Source organism: Planosporangium thailandense, assembly GCF_011947195.1.
GTDB classification, from domain to species: domain Bacteria; phylum Actinomycetota; class Actinomycetes; order Mycobacteriales; family Micromonosporaceae; genus Planosporangium; species Planosporangium thailandense.
In genome coordinates, this window is record NZ_JAATVY010000004.1 from 122,035 (window position 1) to 141,130 (window position 19,096).

A 19,096-nucleotide genomic window follows, 5' to 3' on the forward strand; every position below is an offset into this window, starting at 1 on the left:
CTGCCGGACCCCTCTAGGATTGGCTCGCCCGATCAAGCGGGAGGAGCCGCGTGATGACCCCTCGATGGTGGGCCGCCGTCACGCTCGCGGCCCTGCTCGCCGCGGTGGCTCTGATCGCGGCGCTCCGCGTGCCGTGGAGCGGCCCGCCGACGCCGCGCGCCGACCAGATCGCGGCCCTGCGGGAACTGCCGGCCGACGCCGTCGCCCGGGGCCGGGCGTTCCACACCGCCCTGCGGCCGAGCACCTACGCGGGCATGGGCTTCGGGCTCGTCGTCGCGCTCGTCCTCGGCCTGACCCCGCTGGGTGCGGCGCTCGTACGGCTGGCCGGCCGGCCCTTCAACGGACACTGGCTGGCCGAGGCGCTGCTCGGCGGGCTGCTCGTCGTCTTCGCCGGCGAGCTGGTCGGGCTGCCCTTCGCCGCGTGGCGGCAGGTGGTCGTGCGCCGCTACGGCCTGTCCACCCAGGGCTGGGGCGGCTGGGCCGTCGACCTGCTCAAGGGGTACGCGATCGGCGCGGTGCTGGGCGCGCTCGTGCTGGTCGTGTTCTACACGGTCACCCACTTCGCGCCGCGCTGGTGGTGGGCGTTCGCGGCCGCCGGCGCAGCAGGTTTGACGGTGCTGCTCACGTTCGTGTTCCCGGTGCTGGTCGAGCCCGTGTTCAACAAGTTCACGCCGCTGGAGCCGGGTCAGCTGCGCAGCGACCTGATCGCCATGGCCGACCGCGACGGGGTACCGGTCAGGGACGTCCTCGTCGCCGACGCGTCGCGGCGCACCAGGGCGGTCAACGCGTACGTCTCTGGCCTCGGGCCGACCCGCCGGATCGTCGTCTACGACACGCTGCTGCGCCAGGCGCCGCCGGCCGAGGTCGAGTCGGTGGTCGCGCACGAGCTCGGTCACGCCAAGGACGGCGACGTGGTCACCGGCACGCTCATCGGCGCGCTCGGCGCCGCCGCCGGCGTGTGCGCGCTCTACCTGCTCGGCTCCTGGGCCGGGCTGCTGCGCCGCGCCGGGGTCGACTCGCTGGCCGAGCCCCGGGCGGTGGCGCTGCTGCTGGCGGTCGCCACGGTCGCCGGGCTCGTCGCCGCGCCCCTGCAGAACGCCGTCTCCCGGCGGATCGAAGCGCGCGCCGACCGGCACGCCCTGGCCCTGACCGGCGACCCGGTGACCTTCGAGGCCATGCAGGCGCGGCTGTCGCAGGTCAACCTGAGCGACCCGGACCCCAATCCGGTCGAGTACGCGCTGTTCGCGTCGCATCCGTCGACCGTGCGGCGGATGGCCGCCGCCCGCGTCTGGGCAAGGAGCAGCCGATGACCGGGACCGGCCGGACCCTGCTGGTCACGAACGATTTCCCGCCCCGACCGGGCGGGATACAGCAGTTCGTCCACAATCTGGCGGTCCGCCAGCCGGCCGGCTCGGTCGTCGTGTACGCGTCGACCTGGAAGGGCGCGGCGAAGTTCGACGCCGAGCAGCCGTTCGAGGTGGTGCGCGAGGAGACCGGGGTGCTGCTGCCCACCCCGCGCGTCGCGCGCCGGGCGGCGGAGCTGGCGCGGGCGTACGGCTGCGACACGGTCTGGTTCGGAGCGGCGGCGCCGCTCGGGCTGCTCGCCGACGGCCTGCGGCGGAGGGCAGGCATCCGGCGGGCGGTGGCGCTGACCCACGGCCACGAGGTGGGCTGGGCCGCTCTCCCCGGCGCCCGGTCCCTGTTGCGGCGCATCGGGCGTGGCAACGACGTGGTCACGTACCTGACCGGGTACCAGCGCGATCGGCTGGCCGGCGTGCTGGACCGGGTGACGAGCCTGGAGCGGCTGGTGCCGGGCGTGGACACCGAGACGTACCACCCGGGGGTCGACGGCGGCCGGGTGCGCGCCCGGTACGGGCTCGGCGACCGGCCGGTCGTGGTGTGCGTGTCCCGGCTGGTGCCGCGCAAGGGGCAGGATGCGCTGATCCGGGCGCTGCCCGGGATCCGTCGCCGGGTGCCCGACGCGGTGCTGCTGGTGGTCAGCGGCGGACCGTACCGCGAGAAACTCCAGCGGCTGGCCCGCGACCTCGGCGTGTCCGACGCGGTCGTCTTCACCGGCTCGGTGTCGTGGGAGGAGCTGCCGGAGCACTACGCGGCGGGCGACGTGTTCGCCATGCCCTGCCGGACCCGGCGCGGCGGCCTCGACGTGGAGGGGCTCGGCATCGTCTACCTGGAGGCGTCGGCGACCGGCCTGCCGGTCGTCGCGGGGGACTCCGGGGGTGCGCCGGACGCGGTCGTCGACGGTGAGACAGGCTACGTGGTGGGAGGGCGGGACCTCGGCGCGATCGCCGACCGGGTCGCCACCCTACTGGCCGACCCGGCGCTGGCCCGCCGGCTGGGCACGGCAGGACGGGCCTGGGTCGAGGCCGAGTGGGGCTGGCAGCGCCAGGCCGACCGGATGTGGGCCCTGCTGCACGGCGATCCGTCGTATTCTCACTGATCGATCTATGGCCCGGCGACGGGGACCGATCTGTGCGACCCTTCCACGGAACGAGGGGAGTGGTACGGCGTGCGACGTTCACTGGCGGCCCGGGCCGGCGCGGTGCTGACCGTGCTGTTCATCGCGGCGTGCGGCGGGCCGAAGCATCCGCCACGCGACGTGCGCGACCCGGCGGCGTCGCCGATGCCCTCGGTGACCGCGGCGGACTGGACGACCTACCACCACGACAACAGCCGCGCCGGTGTGGCGCCGGCGCTGGCGCCGCTGGGCACGCTCTCGCAGGCCTGGGAGGCCAGGCTCGACGGAGCGGTGTACGGCCAGCCCCTCGCCGTGGGCGACCGGATCTTCGCGGCCACCGAGAACGACACGGTGTACGCCCTGTCCGCCGACAGCGGCCGGGTGCTGTGGTCGACCCACGTCGGCACGCCGGTGCCGCGGTCGAAGCTGCCCTGCGGCAACATCGACCCGCTCGGCATCACCAGCACGATGGTGTACGACCCGGCCACCGGGCTGCTGTTCGCGCTCGCCGAGATCGCCGGGGGCGAACACGTCCTCGTCAGCATCGACGCCGCCACCGGCGAGATCCGCCAGCGTCGCAACGCCGACCCGCCGCGCGGTGACCGGCTGGCCCACCAGCAGCGCGGCGCGCTCAACCTGGTCGACGGCCGGGTCTACATCCCGTACGGCGGGCTCGCCGGCGACTGCGCCAAGTACTTCGGTTCGGTGGTGGCGCTGCCGACCACCGGCGATGCCGGCCCGATCAGCTACACGGTCCCCACTTCCCGGGAGGCGGGCATCTGGGCGCCCGGCGGCGGGACGCTCATCGGCGGCAGCCTGATGTACGCGGTGGGCAACGGCGAGTCGACGACGGGGTACGACGGCAGCGACTCGGTCCTCGCGCTGAGCCGCGACCTCAAGCTGGTGGATCGGTTCGCGCCGGCGACGTGGAGCGAGGACAACGCCAGCGATGCCGACCTGGGCTCGATGACCCCGGTCCTGGTCGGTGGGTACGTGTACGCCGACGGCAAGCGCGGGGTCGGGTACACGTTGCGCCCCGGCCGGCTCGGCGGCATCGGCGGGCAGGTCTCGCAGGCGACGGTGTGCCGGGCGTTCGGCGCCCCGGCCGTACTCGGGAACACGGTCTACGTCCCCTGCCCCGACGGCCCCCACGCGGTGACGGTCGACCCGTCCGGGGCGATCAAGGTCGGCTGGAAGTCCGGCGAGGCGGGCGGCGGCTCGCCGGTGATCGGTGGCGGCGCGGTCTGGGTGGTCGACGTCAAGGCCGGCGTCCTGTCCGCGCTCGACCCGGCGACCGGGGCGGTCCGCCAGCGCATCCAGGTCGGGGACGTGCCGCACTTCGCCTCGCCGACGCTGGCCGGCGGCCGGGCGTACGTGCCGACGATGCGGGGAGTCGTGGCCGTCGCCGGGGCGTGACTGCCGTGCCTCCGGCGACGGCCGGACCGCCGTTTAGAACTTCGGGGTGTCCGGTGCCTCGAGCAGGCCGAGCCGCAGCGCCGTCATCAGCGCCTGGGCCCGGTTGGCCGCGCCGAGCTTCTCGTACAGCTTCGAGATGTGGGTCTTCGCCGTCGACTCGGACACGAACAGCTGCTTGGCGATGCCCGCGACGCTCATGCCGTCGGCGAGCAGGCGGAGCACCTGCCCCTCCCGCGGGGAGAGCTGCGGGCCGGTGGGCGCGAGCCGCCGCTTCATCGCCTCGGCGAGGTCGGCCGCGGTGAACGCGCTGGGCGCGGACGCGGCGTGGCGGGCCGCGGCGACGACCTCGTCGGCCGGAGCGGTCTTGGGCACGAACGCGCTGGCGCCCGCTTCGAGAGCGCCGAACAGCTGGTCGTCGCCGGCGTACATGGTCAGCACGACGATGCCCATCGTGGCGCTGGTCTTGCGCAGCGCGCGGGTGGCCTCGAGGCCACTGCCGTCGGGCAGGAGAAGGTCCATGATGACGACGTCGGGCTGCAGGGCGCCGGCCTGACGGATGGCCTCGGCCGCGGTGGCGGCCTCGCCGACCACCTCGAACTGCCGGTCACGCTCGAACGCGTGACGTAGTCCCCGGCGGATGAGGTCATGGTCGTCGACGAGCAGGACCTTGGTCCGGGCCGTTGAGGTCACGGGTGCTGACATATCCGGAGCTCTCTCCTTTTAGGGTGACTCACACGCTACCGCGCCGAGGCGCTGAGCCAAGTACAACGGCCACCGTCGTGCCATTGGGAACACGCGGCCTGATCTCCAGACGCCCCCGGATCCGTTCCGCGCGTTCCGCCATGATGGCAAGACCGTACCGGCCTTCCTTAGGTGTATCCACCATTCCATGCCCATCGTCTGATACTTCGATTTCAGCAAACGGTGGATCAATGGTGCAGGTTACCCACAGATTTTCGGCGCCTGCATGTTTGCGCGCGTTCGTGATCGCCTCCTGGGCGATACGCAGCAGTTCGGCCTCTGTTGCGGCCGGCAGGCGCGCGGTCGATTCGTCCAGCGACAGGTGCACGCGCAGACCCGCGGACTGCCCGACGGTCCGGGCGTAGTCGGCGATCGCGGTGGCGAGCCCGCCGTACCGGTCGACCTCGCTGCGCAGCTCGAACAGCGACAGCCGCAGCTCGGTGATGACCCGGGTGACCTCCGAGCGCAGTACCCGCAGCTCCTCGGTGGTCGCGTCGACGTCCGGCAGGGCGGCCAGGGCGTTGTCGATGCCGTAGCCCACCATCACGAGCTCCTGCGCGACCCCGTCGTGGATCTCGCGCGCCAGGCGCTGCCGCTCCTCCGAGGTGGCCAGCGAGCGGACCTCGTCGAACAGCAGCGCGGCCTCCAGTCGCAGCGCCGCCGGCGCGGCGACCTGAGCGGCGCGGGCGACCAGGGGTGGCGGGTACGCCCCCGGCGTATCGGTCTCGAGCGCGATCAGCCCGACGGTACGGACACCCGCGACCAGCGGCACGATCAGCGCCGACACCTCCGTGCCGGGCGTCACCGCCGACCGCGCCTGGGACCGGTTGGCCGTCTGCGGCTGCTGGCTGGCCCACGCGTCCGCGATCGCCGAATCGGCGTCGAGCCCGGTCTCCCAGTCGACCCGGTCGGCGCCCATCTGCGCGAGTACGACCAGCCGGCCACCACCGCTCGCGGACAGGACCGCGGCCCGGGTGGCGGGCACGACCGCGCGTAGCTCGTCGAGCAGGTGCTCGGCCAGCCCGCCCGGGTCGAGGGTGGCCCCGGGCAGCTGACGGGCGACCGTGCGCAGCTGGGTGAGCAGGCGCGTGGCCTCCGCGTACGGCTGGGGGGAGTCCCGCTCCGACAGCAGGCTCTGCTGGACGAAGACGGCCACCCCGGCGGCCACGCCGGACAGCCAGAGCCACAGGATGCTCGACCCGGTGTATCCGGTCGCGCCCAGCGAGGGGTCGGCGAGCCGGGCCGCGACGAGCACCACGGCGGCGGCGGCCAACAGCAGGGGCGCCTCGAACCGGCGGCGGGCCAGGGCGGCGGACACGCCCGGCACCCACAGGTAGGACAGCACGATGGCGGCGGTGCCGATCCCGGCGGCGGGCCGGTGGGCGGCGTGCGTGATCGCGGCCGCGGCGAGGCAGGTGATCACGACTTCGGCGAGGCGGGACAGCGGTCCGATGACCGGCTGCGCCGGCCGCAGCACCGCCGGAAGGCCCGCGGCGGCCATCAGCGCGATCCAGACGAGTACGTACCAGGTGGGCACCGCCCGCAGCGACAGCGCGGCCACGAGGATGAGGATCGCGCCCCGGACCGCCATACCGAGCAGACGCGGCCGCCGCAGGGCGGCCGACGTCACCGATTCGTCAGCCGCCATAGATGGCGGCGATCTCGTCGGCGTACTCCTTCATCACCACGTTGCGCTTCACCTTCAGCGAGGGGGTCAACTCGCCGGTAGCCTCGGTGAAGTCCCGAGGCAGGACCCGGAAGGACCTGATCGACTCGGCCTTGGAGACCGCCTGGTTAGCGTAATCGACGGCTTCCTGTACGGCGGCCCGCAACTGGGGATCTTCACGCAGTTCAGCGACGGTGGCGTCGGCCGGCTTGCCGTTCGCGGCCTTCCACGCCGGAAGCGACTCCTCGTCGATGGTGACGAGCGCCGCGATGAACGGCTGCCGGTCACCGATGACCATGCACTGGCTCACCAGCACGTGCCCGCGCAGCCGGTCTTCGAGTACGGCGGGGGCGACGTTCTTCCCGCCGGCGGTGACGATCAGCTCCTTCTTGCGGCCGGTGATCCGCAGGAACCCGTCGTCGTCGAGGTCGCCGAGGTCGCCGGTGTGGAACCAGCCGTCGGAGTCCAGGGCCTCCTTCGTCGCGACCTCGTTGTTCCAGTACCGGGCGAAGACCTGGTCGCCCTTCACGAGGATCTCGCCGTCGTCGGCGATGCGCACGGTGGTACCGGGCAGCGGCCGGCCGACCGTGCCCAGGCGGACGCCGTCGTCGAAGTTGGCCGAGATGACCGGGGAGGTCTCGGTCAGCCCGTAGCCTTCGCGCACGTCGATGCCGATGCCCCGGTAGAAGTGCGCCAGCCGGGCGCCGAGGGGCGCGCCGCCGGAGATCGCGTGCCCGCACCGGCCGCCGAGGGCGGCGCGCAGCTTGCCGTACACCAGCCGGTCGAACAGCGCGTGCTCCAGCCGCAGCAGCAGGCCCGGGCCGCCGGAGTCGAGCGACTCGCTGTACGCGATCGCGACCCGCTCGGCCCGCCGGAAGATGTTGCCCCTGCCGTCGGCCTGCGCCTTCTGCTGCGCGGTGTTGTAGACCTTCTCGAACACCCGCGGCACCGACAGGATGAACGTCGGCTGGAACGACTGGAGATCCGCGACGAGGTTCTTGACGTCGGGAGCGTGGCCCATCCGGGCCCGCGCCTGCACGCAGCCGAGCTGGATGATGCGGGCGAACGAGTGCGCCAGCGGCAGGAACAGCAGCGTGGACGCGTCCTCGCGGAACAGCGACGGCAGCTTCGGCAGGGCGTTGGAGATGTCGAACGCCAGGTTGCGGTGGGTCAGCACGCAGCCCTTGGGCCGGCCGGTCGTGCCGCTGGTGTAGATGATCGTGGCCGTGTCGTCCGCGCCGACCGCGTGGCGGCGCTGCTCGACCTCCTCGGCCGGGACGGCGGCGCCGTCGGCGACCAGTTCGTCGATCGCGCCGCGCTGGGTGGCGCCGTCGATCTGCCAGAGGTGGGTCAGCGTCGGCAGCCCGGCCCGGAGGTCCGACACGATCGCCCGGTGCGCGGCGGTCTCGACGAAGCACGCGACCGCGCCGGAGTCAGACAGGATCCAGCCGACCTGCTCGGCGCTGGAGGTCTCGTAGATCGGCACGGTCACCGCGCCGGCGGCCCAGATCGCGTAGTCGATGAGCGTCCACTCGTACCGGGTCTTGCTCATGAGCGCCACCCGGTCGCCCACCTGCACCCCGGCGGCGATCAGGCCCCGGGCCAGGGCGACCACGCCGTCACGGAACTGCGCGCAGGTCACGTCCTGCCATATGTCACCGGCGCGGCGAGCGAACTGGATCGCCTCCGGCGCGACGGCTGCGTTTTCCCACACCGGGTCGGTGAGCGTCGCCGAATCGGCGATGTCTGCGACCGGCGGTACGGAGAACTCCCGCACGTCGACTCCTCGCGTGTGTGGCTGCCTGCCGGTAGCTCGAAACCTACCGGCAATGTGATCGCAAACTGTATGGGGGGTGCAACATATCGGCCGCGGGCCCGTGAGCCAGGTCACCGGCGCGGCGCGGTCGACGGCCCCCCGCCACCGTCGGCACGCCGGGCGAGTGCGCACCGACCGGCGCGCCTATCCGCCGCGACGGCGGATAGGCTACCCCTGACCTGCTCCGCAGGAGATTCCGTTTCCTCCTCGGCCGGATGGCCGGGGTATCCATGGAAGGAATTCTGATGACGGATACCTCGACGCAGTCGATCGTCGTCGACGCGCCGTGCGATAAGGTCGCCGCGGTTATCTGCGACTTCCCTCGTTACCCGGAGTGGGTGTCGGCGGTCAAATCCGCCGACGTGGTCGAGGAGTACGAAGACGGCTACGCCAGCCAGGTGCGTTTCGTCCTGGACGCCGGCGTGGTGGCTGACGAGTACACCCTTTCCTACGAATACGCCGACGACATCTCTCGCATCGAGTGGCACCTGGTCAAGCCATCGAAGATGCAGAAATCGCAGGCTGGCTCGTACGATCTCGCCGACAACGGCGACGGCACCTCTACGGTGACCTACACCTTGGCCGTGGAGCTGTCGATTGGGATGCTGGGAATGTTCAAGCGCAAAGCCGAGAAAATGATCATGGACTCGGCGTTGAAAGAGCTCAAGCGCCGCGTCGAGTCGCTGGCGGGGAAGTGAACATGGACAACTCCCGGCTCGGCTCCGCGCGCGAGGAGGCTGAGCGGCTCGTCGTCACGGGGCTGGCCGTCGCGTCCACCGCGCTGCGCGGCATGGAGGCCAACCGGCAGCTCCGAGGCCTCGCCGAGCAGGTGCTCGGCTCCGACCGGATGCACGACCTCGCCGCGGGCCTCGCGGGCTTCGTGAACGGGCTGGGTAGGAACGACGACGGTCCGGCGGCCGACGCGGCTGCCGGATCGCCGGGCCCGACGGCCGGACCGTCGCCGGACGCGGCGGCCGGACCGCGGCCCCGGGAGTCGGCCGGACCGGCCGCGGGATGGTCGACGGGATCCGCCGACTGCTGCGTGTGCCCGGTGTGCCGGTTGATCGCCGCGCTGCGGGATCCCAGCCCCGAGTTCGCCGAACGGTTGGCGTCGGCGGCCGGCGACCTCGCCGTCGGAATCAGCGGCCTGCTGCGGGCGTTGAGCGGTGTGGTGCCGACGCCGGGCCACCATGCCGAGCAGGGCCACCGCGCCGAGCACGGCCATCGTGCCGAGCACGGCCACCGCGCCGAGCATGGCGCGTGGCGTCAGGCCGAGGCTGACCCGTGGCGCGCGGCGACCAGGGCACCGGCGCCGGCCTGGGACGACGTGCCGGGGGACGACCGGACCCCGGATGATTCGACTTCGACCGCGGGTGCGGCATACTCCACCCCGACGATGGCCGCGGGGGCCTCGACGCCGGCATCGGAGCCGGCGGCGAAGAAGACCGCCGCGAAGAAGGCCACCGCGAAGAAGGCCACCGTCGGGAAGGCCGCGGCAACGGAGCCCGTGGCGAGGAAGGCCACCGCGAAGAAGGCGATGGCGAAGAAGGCTGTCAAAAAGGCGGTCCCCAGGGATGCCGGTGACGGCCCGCAAGAGTGATGAAGGCAGGCACGCGTGTCGTTGACCATCGGCGTCGACATCGGGGGGACCAAGGTGCTCGGCGGGATCGTCGGCCCTGACGGTGAGGTTCTCGCCCAGACGCGGCGCCCCACGCCGGCTTATGATCCGGCCGGTACGTTGATCATGATCTGTGACGTGATCTCCGAGCTGCTCGCGGTCCAGAAGGTGGACGCGATCGGCATCGGAGCGGCCGGATGGATCGACGCCGCACGCTCGACGATCATGTACGCGCCCAACCTCGCCTGGCGCGACGAGCCGCTGCGCGACCACATCGCCAGCCGTTTCAACGTGCCGGTCGTGGTCGAAAACGACGCCAACGTCGCCGCCTGGGCGGAGTTCCGCTTCGGCGCCGCCCGCGAGGCGTCCGAATCGATGGTGCTCTACACCGTCGGCACCGGCATCGGCAGCGGCATCGTCCTCGGGGGCAACCTGGTCCGCGGCGCGTTCGGCGTCGCCGCCGAACTGGGCCACACCCGGGCCGTGCCCGACGGTCTCGTCTGCGGGTGCGGCCGCCGGGGCTGCCTCGAGCAGTACGCCAGCGGCAGCGCCCTGGTCCGCTACGCGAGGGCCACCGCCATGGAAGCCCCCGACAAGGCCGAGTACCTCCTCTCCCTGGCCAACGGCCTGCCGGAGGCGATCACCGGACCGATGGTCACCACCGCCGGCAAGGCGGGCGACCCGGCGGCGACCGCGGCGTTCGAGCGGATCGGGTACTGGCTGGGCAACAGCATGGCCGACGTCGTGCAGATCCTGGACCCGCAGCTGATCGTGATCGGCGGCGGCGTGATCGACGCGGGCGACCTGCTGATGGTGCCGGCCGAGACCAGCTTCCGCGACGCCCTCGAGGCGCGCGGTCAGCTTCCGGTGGCCGGAGTACGCGCTGCGCAGATGGGCAACCTGGCCGGTGTCGTCGGCGCGGCCGATCTGGCGCGCCGCTGACGTCGTGACCGGCGGCCCGCGGCTGCGCCTGCTGTCGTACAACGTGCACGGACTGCGCGACGACGTCGCGGCCCTCGCCGCGGTCGTCCGCGCCGTCGATCCGGACGTGGTGGTCGTCCAGGAGGCGCCGCGCCGGTTCCGCTGGCGCACGAAGTCGGCGTCGCTCGCGCACCGCCTGGGCCTGTACGTGGCCGGCGGGGGCCTGCCGGCGCTGGGCAACCTGGTGCTGACCAACCTGCGGGTACGCGTCCACGAGCAGCGTTGCGTGCGGTACCCGCTGACGCCCGGGCGGCACCTGCGCGGCGCGGTCGTCGTGGACTGTTCGGTCGGCGGCACCAGGTTCGCCGTCGCGGGCTCGCACCTGGCCACCGACGACGGCGAGCGGCCGGCCCAGGCGGAGATCCTGCGACGGTTGATCGCCCGAGTCGGTGAACCCCTGCTGCTCGGCATCGACGTCAACGAGGCGCCGGGCGGCGACGCCTGGCGCCGCCTCACGGCCGGTTCCCTGGTCGACGCGGCGGTCGTCGCCGGCCGGGCGGACGCCGCGACGTTCCCGGTCGCCCGGCCCGACCGGCGGATCGACGCGGTCTTCGTCGACGGGCGCTGCGCGGTGCTGGACTACCGCGTCTTCGACCCGCCCGAGGCGCGCCGGGCCAGCGACCATTTCCCGGTGCTGGTCGACGTCGCCCTGCCCCCGTCCTGACCCTCTGGACAACCGGCTCGCCCAGCCGGGAGGATGCGCCAGGAGGCATTGTGACCGATGAATGCGCGGCCCCGGCGGCCCGAGCACCGCACGACAGCCGCGAGGTCTACGACCGGGGTGAAGCCGTCTGCGTGATCGGCGCGGGCGGCAGCGGGCTCAACGCGATCAAGAACCTGCGCGAGGCCGGGTTCAGCGTCGACTGCTACGAGCGCGAGACCGGCGTCGGCGGCGCGTGGAACTGGCGGCACGACCGCAGCCCGGTGTACGCGAGCACCCATCTGGTCACGTCGAAGCCGTTGACCCAGTTCCCCGACTTCCCGATGCCGGACGACTGGCCGGACTACCCGCACCACTCTCAGCTGCTGACGTACCTGGAGCGCTACGCCGACCATTTCGGGCTGCGTGAGCACATCTGGTTCGGCACCGAGGTGGCCCGCGTCGAGCCGGTCGGCGACGGGAGGCGCTGGGACGTCACGATCCGCGGGTCCCGGGGAGGCGAGCCACGCACCCTCCGGTACGCCGCCGTCGTGGTCGCGGCCGGCCACAACTGGTCGCCCCGGTGGCCGTCGATCCCGGGCCTGGAGGAGTTCCGGGGACAGGTGCTGCACGCGAGCGCCTACTCTGACGCGGCGCAGCTGCGCGGACGCCGGGTGCTCGTCGTCGGCGGCGGCGACACCGGCTGCGACATCGCGGTGGAGGCCGCGCAGCAGGCGGCGCGCTGCTGGCACTCGACCCGCCGCGGTTACTGGTACCTCCCGAGGTACGCGCTGGGCCGCCCCACCGACCAGGCCGGCGAGGCGCTGCGGTGGCTGCGGCTGCCGCTGTGGCTGCGCCGCTGGCTGTTCGCCCGGCTGCTCGCCGTGACCGTCGGTGACGTCACCCGGCTCGGCCTGCCCAGACCCGACCACAAGCTGTACGACCGGCGCCCGGTCACCGGTGGCCAGCTCGTCGACCACCTCGGGCAGGGCTCGGTGACGGCGGTGCGGGAGGTGGCCCGGTTCACCGGCGACGGGGTGGAGTTCACCGACGGCGCCACGGCCGAACCGGACCTGGTGGTCCTGGCCACCGGGTACCGGCCGGTGTTCGAGTTCACCGACCCGGAGCTGTTGGGGATCGACTCCGACGGGTGTCCCCGGCTGCGGCTGCAGCTGTTCTCCCGAACCCATCCGACGCTCGCCGTCGCCGGCCTCGTCCAGCCCGCCGGCGGCCTGTTCCCGATCGTGCACTGGCAGACCGTGACGATCGCGCGCTGGCTGCGGCTGTGGGGGAGCGACCCGCAGCGGGCGGCGGCGCTCTGGGCGCGGCGCAGGCGCGGGTCGGAGCGTCCGTACACCCGCAACCGCCGCGCCGCGTCCGGCGGGCGCCGGCTCGACGTCGACCACGTCGTCTACCTGCGGGCGCTCCAGCGCTCGCTGGAGGAGCTGGGGGCCGCCCGATGACGGGAATCAGGCTCGTGCGGCAGCGGGAGTGGGCGTTCCCGCCGGCGCCGGTACGCCGGGAGGTGCTGTCCGCGACCCCGACCGGCGCGGCCGACGCCCCGCCGGTGCTGTTCGTCGCCGGCTTCGGCCAGGGCGCGTGGGTCTTCGCCGAGCACTGGCTCGAGCGTACGGCCGAGCGGGGCTTCCCGGCGTACGCGATGAGCCTGCGCGGGCACGGCGAGAGCGGACCGGCGGCGAAGGCGACGCTGCGGGCGTACGTGCACGATGTCACCCAGGTGGCGGCGAGCCTGCCCCGGCAGGCCGTCCTCGTCGGGCACGGCGCCTCGGCGCTGGTCGTGGCGATGGCCCTGGCCCGGTATCCGGCCCGGGCGGCGGTGCTGGTCGCTCCCGTGTTCGGAGGGGTGGGCGCGGCGTTCTCGGCGCTCGGGCGCGCTCCGCTCGGCACGGTCCCCGCGCTCTTCGGGCGTCCGCTGCGGCTGCGGCGCGGACTGCTGTTGAGCCGGGAGGTACCGGCGGCCGACGCCCGGCGCTACGCGGCCCGACGGCGGGGTGGGGCCTCGGGGCGCGCGCAGTGGCAGCTGGTCGCGCACCGCGCCCCGGAGGAGCCGGTCGGCAACCCGCCGGTGCTCGTGGTCGGCAGCCCCGACGACCGCATCGCGGGCCGGGCGCTCGCGGCCGTGGCCCACCGGTACGGCGGCGCGCCGCTGCTGTTTCCCGGCATGGGGCACGACCTGATGCTCGACGCCCGCTGGCAGGAGCCGATCGACGCGATCCTGGACTGGCTGGACAAGCCGGGTCAGTAGGTCAGACGACCGCGCCGTCGTCGCTGTCGTCGTCTTCCTCGTCGCCGGGGCGCAGCCGCCAGATCAGCGTGATGACGCCGCCAAGCAGCGCGCCGAAGCCGAGAAGTTGGGCGACGTCGGCATCGATGGGCAGCAGTTCGGGTTTGAAGAACAGCAGCAGACCGCCCACGATCCCGACCAGCGCGAGCACGACCTGCGCGGGTGGCCGGGGCACCGGCGGGGGCGGCGGTGGGGTGTAGCCCTCGTCGTCGTCGGGCAGGTCCGCGCCGAACCGGTCGAGCGCATCGAGCAGCGTCGGCTCGTCCGGCGAACTGCCCGCCGGGCGGTTGCGGGCCGGGTCGCCGCTGTCGGCGGCGCCGTCGCGGGTCACCAGCTCACCGGCGTCGGCGGCGAGCCGGTCGCCCAGGTCCGGATCGGTGTCGTCGAGGTCGCGCGCGGAGATGTTCTCCGCCTCGGGCCACGGCGGCGTCGGGTCGTCGACCGTCGTCTCGTACGCGGCGACGATGCTCGCCCACGCGGCGTCGATGTCGACGCTGTCGTCCCGGCTCACCGTGGCGGTCGCACCGGTCGACGGGTCGGTAACGCCGGCCGACGGTACGGCGGTGTCCGCATTTTCCTCGGCTCGCAGCCGTGCGAGGTATTCGCGCGCTGTGCCCAAGTGCTCACGATCTGCATAAAGACGGTCGGTCGGGCGGGCGGGGAGGGTCGTCGTCCGGGTGACGGGGTGCAGATCCGTGGCGGGCAGCAGATAGGCGGCGATGCCTTCACCGGCGAGCACGTCGAGCAGATGCTCGCCCACGCGCGGATCGACGTCGCCCACCGCGGCGTACTCGGCCGCGCTGAGCCCGTTGTCGCGCCTTCCGCGCCGGAAGCCACCTGCTGGCACCGGCTCTGCCCTCCCTCGCGGGCCCCGCTACGGCGACCGGTACGCCGCGCGTGTCCGCTGACCGAAATCCTGACACGGTTCCCCTCTGTTCGGGGAGTGCGTTGTGGTGTGAGGTGCAGGGTTCGTAGGCTCAACAGCAAACCAGACGGATACGGCCGGCGGGGTCGTCATGCGTCGGTGGGCAGGCAACCGGTGCATCTGGAAGGACGCGTGTGCTCTACTCGGTGCTCAAGTACGTCATCCTCGGGCCCTGGCTGCGGTTGATATTCCGGCCCAAGGTCGAGGGTCGCGAGTACGTGCCTGACGTGGGGCCGGCGATCATCGCGAGCAACCACCTGTCCTTCTCGGATTCGATTTTCATGCCGCTCATGGTGAAGCGGCGCGTCACGTTCGTGGCCAAACAGGAGTACTTCACCGGCCGTGGCCTGAAGGGCTGGCTGACGAAGATGTTCTTCGTCGGCACCGGGACGATCCCGGTCGACCGGTCCGGTGGCCGGGCCGCGCAGGCCGCCATCGACACCGGCCTGCGGGTGCTGCGCGAGGGCAACCTGTTCGGCATCTACCCCGAGGGCACCCGTTCCCCCGACGGCCGGCTCTACCGGGGCAAGACAGGCGTGGCGCGGCTGGCGTTGGAGAGCGGCGCGCCGGTCATCCCGGTGGTGATGCTCAACTCCGACAAGGTGCAGCCGCCGGGCAAGATCATTCCGCGGATCAAGCGGGTGCGGATCCGGTTCGGCCCGCCCATGGACTTCTCCCGCTACGCCGGGATGGCCGGCGATCGGTTCATCGAGCGGGCCGTGACCGACGAAATCATGTACGAGCTGATGGAGCTGTCCGGCCGCGAGTACGTGGACGTGTACGCCCAGAAGGTGAAGTCGGCCCAGGCGAAGGCCGCCAGGTCCGAGCAGGCCGACACGCCGGACAAGCCGGCCGCGGTGGCCGCCTGAGCCGACCGGCCCGGCCTGCCTATGGGGCGGCCATCCCGGCCAGGCGCAGCAGGCCGGGAGCCTGGTTGCGGTCGGCGAACGCCTCCACCTCGCGGCAGACCGGCGCGCTCCGGTCGTCGGAGCCGAGCCGGCCCAGCGACCGGGCGGCCGCCGCGAGTGACAGGGCCCGGTTCGTCGCGTGCCGCATCTCCGCGTACAGGTCCGCGGCCGCCAGGTGGAGCTCGGCCGCCCGGGCGTGGTCGCCGTCGGCGGCGGCGAGGCCACCGGTGACGGTACGGGTCGCGGCGTCCACCCACAGGGTGCGGTGCGGCACCTCGTCCAGCAGCTCCCGTAGCCGCGCGCAGGCCGCCCGCCCGGAGATCGCCGCCGCGTGCGACGCCGCGTCGATCCACTCCCCGCTGGCGAGCGCGCGGACGGTCCGCCACGAGTCGACCAGCTCCGACAGCAGCGCCGTGGCCTCGTCGGCGCGCCCCTGCAGGACCCGGCAGAGCGCGACGTGTGCCAGCGCGGTCCACTCCAGGCGGTAGAAGCCGCTGCGGCGGCCGGCGGCCAGCAGCTCCTCGATCTCGTCCGGATCGGCGCAGCCGGCGTCGTCGTCGCGCATGAGGCGTACCTCCGCGCACAGCCCGCGCACCTGGAGGTCCCACTCCCCGCCACTGGTGGCCAGGTCGGACTCGGCGGCGAGCATCTTCTCCCACTCGCCGTCGACGTGGGCGCACATCGCCTCGTACGAGTACCCGGTCGCCAGGTTGTGCCCGCCCGGCATGCCCAGGCGGACCTCTTCCAGCAGCTCCAGCGAGCCGGCGATGTCGCCCTCCTCGCGCAGCGCGAACGACAGGTTCTGAATGGCCCGGCGCAGCGCCAGCAGGTGGCGGTCGCGGCACAGCTGGGTGACCGACCGCAGCTCGGCCAGGCCGCCCCGGTCACCGGCCTTGTAGCGGGCGGTCCCCACGGTCACCCGGGCGCTCGCCGCGACCTCCACGAGACCGAGCCGTTCGGCGATGTCGGCAGCCCGGCCGGCGGCCGCCACCGCCGGGTCGCGCTCGTGGTTGAGCATGTGCAGCCGGCCCAGCTCGGCGAACGCGTCCGCCTTCTCCGGCGTGTCCGGCAGACCGTCGAACAGGTCGACCGCGTGGCGCAGGCACGACAGCGCGGCGAGCCGATCGGCGCGTAGCCAGGCCGCCTGCCCCAGGAGGGTCCAGGCGCGGGCGGCGTGCGCCCGGTCGCCGCCGGCGAGCAGCGACCGGGCCAGCGTCCGGAGCCGCTCTTCGCCGCCGTCGCTGAGGAAGGCGTCGCGGTCGGCGTAGAACGAGATCTCGGCGGCGAGCAGTTCGACGCCCAGCCGTTCCCGGGCCTGCGCCGCGTCGCCCGAGGCCACGTCGAACAGCGCGAGCGCCCGCGCGGCGTGACCGGCCGCCGTCTCGTGCGCCTGGAGCGCGTACGCCCGCCGGGCCGCCCGGCGCAGCGCGTCGCGCGCGGCCGGGGCGTACCGCTGGGCGTCGAGGCCGAGGGTACGGGCGATCTCGTGCGCGGTGTACCGGTGGTGCGCGAGCACCTCGGCGAGGTCGGTGGAGCGGTCGCCGGCCACCCGGTCGAGCCAGTCGGCGGTCCGGGCGTGGCGGGCCATCCGCTCGGTACGGGGCAGCCGCTGGTAGCAGACGTCGCGCACCAGGACGTGGCCGAACCGGTACTCGGGCTGGCCCGCCATCGTGGAGCTGGGCTGCTCGTGGATGAGGTCGCGCTGCTCCAGCCGGCGCAGCGTGCGGTCGACCACGTCGGCCGGCTGGCCCAGCGCGGCGGCGACGGCGCCCGGCCAGAACTGCATACCGACCACGGCCGCCGCCTGGAGCACGTTGCGGTCGGCGGCGTCCAACAGGTCGACGCGGTTGGCGATGACGGCGTGCACGCTGTCGGGCATCGGCAGCCCGTCCGGCGCGCCGAGCAGTTCGGCCGGGCGCAGCCGGCCCTGCTCGATGAGCATCCGGGTGTACTCGTGGGCGTACAGCGGGTTGCCGTCGGCCAGCTCGACGAGGGGATCGAACAGCTCGGGCGGGAACGCCGCCCGGCCCAGCAGGTGCGCGTACATCGTGGCGATCTCGGGCCGGCGCAGCGGCGGCAGCGCGATCGTCAGCGAGCCGGCGATCGTGCCGGCCCAGCCGGGGTTGCGCTCGACCAGTTCGGGACGGGCGGTGCACAGCAGCATCAGCGGCACGTCGCGGACCGTCGCGCCGAGCAGTTCGACGAAGCGCAGCATCTTCTCGTCGGCCCAGTGCAGGTCTTCGAAGACCAGCACGGTCGGCCGCCGGGACGCGAGCGCGACCACGAACCGCCGCCAGGCCGACTCGGCCTCCTCCCCGGTGAGCGCGGATCCCCGCAGGCCCACGAGGGGCCCGAGCGCGTCGGACAGGCGGGCCATCTCGGCGGCGCCGACGAGGTCGCGCAGGGCGGCGTCGAGGCGTTCACGCGCGACGTCGGCGCGGTCGGTGTCGAGGATGCCGGCCTCGGCCTTGACGATGTCGGCCAGCGCCGCGTACGTGACGTTCTCGCCGAACGGCGGGCAGCGGCCGGTCCGCCAGGCCACGCTGGCATCGAGGAGCTGTTCGCTGTGCTGGTACAGCTCCCGCACCAGCCGGCTCTTGCCGATGCCGGCGCGCCCGAGCACGCTCACCAGCTGCGGTATCCGGTCCAGCACCGCCCGGTGCAGGCCGTTGACCAGCAGCCCGAGCTCGTGCGTACGGTTGACCAGCGGTGCGCCGTCGGCTTCCCGGTCGGGGTGGGTGCGGTGCAGCGGGGCGACCGCGAGCCAGACCTGGGTGAGCGACGACCGGCCGCGCAGCGTCACCGGGGCCTGTTCGGAGTACCGGATGGCCGACTTGGTCGCGGCGTACGTGGCCTCGTCGACGACCACCCCGCCCGGCGGCGCGACCGACTGCAGCCGGGAGGCGGTGGTGACGACGTCGCCGGCGACGATCGCCTGGCCGCCGTCGCGGGCGGCCGCGACGTCGACGAGCGCCTCGCCGGTCGCGATGCCCACCCGGAACCGTCCGACGAACGTGTCGCCGGGGCGGCCGGTGCGGGAGTCGGCGGCGCCGTCCGGGGCGTACCGGGTCAGGGCGCGCTGTAGCTCCAGGCCGGCGCGCACGCAGCGCACCGCGTCGGTCTCGGTCGCCACCGGCGCGCCGAACAGCGCCATGACCGCGTCGCCGATGTACTTCTCGACCACGCCGCCGTACTGGCCGATGATCCGCCGGGCGGTGGTGAAGAAGCCCTGCTGCATCTCGCGGACCAGCTCCGGGTCGGACTGCTCCACGTACGGGGTGAAGTCGATCAGGTCGATGAACAGCACGCTGATGCGCCGGCGGTCCTCGCTGGTCGCGGTGGGTGTGAGGTGGCCGAGCCGGGCGCCGCAGCCGGTGCAGAAGGCGACGTCGGAGGCGAGCGCCCGGCCGCACGCGGGGCAGGCGAGAGTCAGCTCCGTGCCGCAGCCGCCGCAGAACCGGTCTTCAGCGGCGGCTGGGCGTCCACAGCGAGAGCACGAGGTGGCGATAATGCCGCTCCTTCGACGATGCCTCTCCTTCGGCCTGACGCTCGAGTATCGTCACACGCCCCTGTGACAACCAATCGGGCGTTCGGCCGCCGAACG

Annotated in this window: 15 protein-coding genes; 10 read left to right on the plus strand and 5 right to left on the minus strand. The window is 73.3% G+C overall.

Annotated elements, in window-relative coordinates; genetic code table 11:
- The first annotated feature begins 53 nt into the window (after positions 1 to 53).
- The 3 genes from HC031_RS08235 (at position 54) to HC031_RS08245 (ending at position 3,892) form a co-directional block, all read left to right on the plus strand.
- Positions 54 to 1,310 carry a M48 family metallopeptidase gene (locus HC031_RS08235; protein ID WP_167924611.1) on the plus strand — a complete coding sequence of 419 codons (1,257 nt, stop codon included), beginning with the start codon at positions 54 to 56 and terminating at the stop codon, positions 1,308 to 1,310.
- Positions 1,307 to 2,458 carry a glycosyltransferase family 4 protein gene (locus HC031_RS08240; protein ID WP_167924612.1) on the plus strand — a complete coding sequence of 384 codons (1,152 nt, stop codon included), beginning with the start codon at positions 1,307 to 1,309 and terminating at the stop codon, positions 2,456 to 2,458. Before HC031_RS08235 ends, HC031_RS08240 begins: the two co-directional genes overlap by 4 nt.
- 69 nt (positions 2,459 to 2,527) lie before the next feature.
- Positions 2,528 to 3,892, plus strand: coding sequence for an outer membrane protein assembly factor BamB family protein (locus HC031_RS08245; protein WP_338090541.1), 1,365 nt, complete (start codon positions 2,528 to 2,530; stop codon positions 3,890 to 3,892).
- A 33-nt stretch (positions 3,893 to 3,925) separates the two neighbouring features.
- Here the strand turns inward: HC031_RS08245 and HC031_RS08250 are convergent, their stop codons facing one another.
- The 3 genes from HC031_RS08250 to HC031_RS08260 are packed head-to-tail and all read right to left on the minus strand — an operon-like array spanning position 3,926 to position 8,076.
- Complete coding sequence (locus HC031_RS08250; RefSeq protein ID WP_167924613.1) at positions 3,926 to 4,594, minus strand: response regulator transcription factor; 669 nt, start codon at positions 4,592 to 4,594, stop codon at positions 3,926 to 3,928.
- Between the two features lie 28 nt (positions 4,595 to 4,622).
- Positions 4,623 to 6,224 (minus strand): sensor histidine kinase, encoded by a 1,602-nt coding sequence (locus tag HC031_RS08255; RefSeq protein WP_167924863.1) that lies wholly within the window; start codon positions 6,222 to 6,224, stop codon positions 4,623 to 4,625.
- A 46-nt stretch (positions 6,225 to 6,270) separates the two neighbouring features.
- Complete coding sequence (locus HC031_RS08260) at positions 6,271 to 8,076, minus strand: AMP-binding protein (protein WP_167924614.1); 1,806 nt, start codon at positions 8,074 to 8,076, stop codon at positions 6,271 to 6,273.
- Positions 8,077 to 8,360: 284 nt separating this feature from the next.
- Between HC031_RS08260 and HC031_RS08265 the strand changes: the two genes are divergently transcribed.
- Genes HC031_RS08265 through HC031_RS08290 form a run of 6 tightly spaced genes read left to right on the plus strand, consistent with a single transcriptional unit; the run spans position 8,361 to position 13,620 of the window.
- Positions 8,361 to 8,813 (plus strand): SRPBCC family protein, encoded by a 453-nt coding sequence (locus HC031_RS08265; RefSeq protein ID WP_167924615.1) that lies wholly within the window; start codon positions 8,361 to 8,363, stop codon positions 8,811 to 8,813.
- 2 nt (positions 8,814 to 8,815) lie between these two features.
- Positions 8,816 to 9,715: a hypothetical protein gene (locus tag HC031_RS08270; RefSeq protein ID WP_167924514.1), complete on the plus strand. Its 900-nt coding sequence runs from the start codon at positions 8,816 to 8,818 to the stop codon at positions 9,713 to 9,715.
- Positions 9,716 to 9,730: 15 nt separating this feature from the next.
- The gene (locus tag HC031_RS08275; protein WP_167924616.1) at positions 9,731 to 10,675 is read left to right on the plus strand and encodes an ROK family glucokinase; all 945 of its coding nucleotides are present in this window, start codon (positions 9,731 to 9,733) and stop codon (positions 10,673 to 10,675) included.
- A 4-nt stretch (positions 10,676 to 10,679) separates the two neighbouring features.
- Positions 10,680 to 11,378, plus strand: coding sequence for an endonuclease/exonuclease/phosphatase family protein (locus HC031_RS08280; protein WP_167924617.1), 699 nt, complete (start codon positions 10,680 to 10,682; stop codon positions 11,376 to 11,378).
- Between the two features lie 50 nt (positions 11,379 to 11,428).
- Positions 11,429 to 12,817 carry a flavin-containing monooxygenase gene (locus tag HC031_RS08285; protein WP_338090542.1) on the plus strand — a complete coding sequence of 463 codons (1,389 nt, stop codon included), beginning with the start codon at positions 11,429 to 11,431 and terminating at the stop codon, positions 12,815 to 12,817.
- Positions 12,814 to 13,620 carry an alpha/beta hydrolase gene (locus HC031_RS08290; RefSeq protein WP_167924618.1) on the plus strand — a complete coding sequence of 269 codons (807 nt, stop codon included), beginning with the start codon at positions 12,814 to 12,816 and terminating at the stop codon, positions 13,618 to 13,620. The genes HC031_RS08285 and HC031_RS08290 overlap by 4 nt, the downstream gene beginning before the upstream one ends.
- 1 nt (position 13,621) lies before the next feature.
- Here HC031_RS08290 and HC031_RS08295 read toward each other — a convergent pair whose 3' ends face one another.
- Positions 13,622 to 14,506 carry a DUF308 domain-containing protein gene (locus tag HC031_RS08295; RefSeq protein WP_167924619.1) on the minus strand — a complete coding sequence of 295 codons (885 nt, stop codon included), beginning with the start codon at positions 14,504 to 14,506 and terminating at the stop codon, positions 13,622 to 13,624.
- Between the two features lie 212 nt (positions 14,507 to 14,718).
- On the opposite strand from HC031_RS08295, the gene HC031_RS08300 reads away from it, so the two are divergent.
- Positions 14,719 to 15,453: a 1-acyl-sn-glycerol-3-phosphate acyltransferase gene (locus tag HC031_RS08300; RefSeq protein WP_167924620.1), complete on the plus strand. Its 735-nt coding sequence runs from the start codon at positions 14,719 to 14,721 to the stop codon at positions 15,451 to 15,453.
- 19 nt (positions 15,454 to 15,472) lie between these two features.
- Here the strand turns inward: HC031_RS08300 and HC031_RS08305 are convergent, their stop codons facing one another.
- On the minus strand, positions 15,473 to 19,003 hold the full coding sequence (locus HC031_RS08305; protein WP_167924865.1) for an AAA family ATPase: 3,531 nt from the start codon (positions 19,001 to 19,003) through the stop codon (positions 15,473 to 15,475).
- Positions 19,004 to 19,096 lie beyond the last annotated feature (93 nt).

Coding starts and splice junctions, on each gene's coding strand:
- HC031_RS08235 (WP_167924611.1), top strand. CDS start 54: ATGACCCCTCGATGGTGGGCCGCCGTCACGCTCGCGGCCCTGCTCGCC.
- HC031_RS08240 (WP_167924612.1), top strand. CDS start 1,307: ATGACCGGGACCGGCCGGACCCTGCTGGTCACGAACGATTTCCCGCCC.
- HC031_RS08250 (WP_167924613.1), bottom strand. CDS start 4,594: ATGTCAGCACCCGTGACCTCAACGGCCCGGACCAAGGTCCTGCTCGTC.
- HC031_RS08255 (WP_167924863.1), bottom strand. CDS start 6,224: ATGGCGGTCCGGGGCGCGATCCTCATCCTCGTGGCCGCGCTGTCGCTG.
- HC031_RS08265 (WP_167924615.1), top strand. CDS start 8,361: ATGACGGATACCTCGACGCAGTCGATCGTCGTCGACGCGCCGTGCGAT.
- HC031_RS08270 (WP_167924514.1), top strand. CDS start 8,816: ATGGACAACTCCCGGCTCGGCTCCGCGCGCGAGGAGGCTGAGCGGCTC.
- HC031_RS08290 (WP_167924618.1), top strand. CDS start 12,814: ATGACGGGAATCAGGCTCGTGCGGCAGCGGGAGTGGGCGTTCCCGCCG.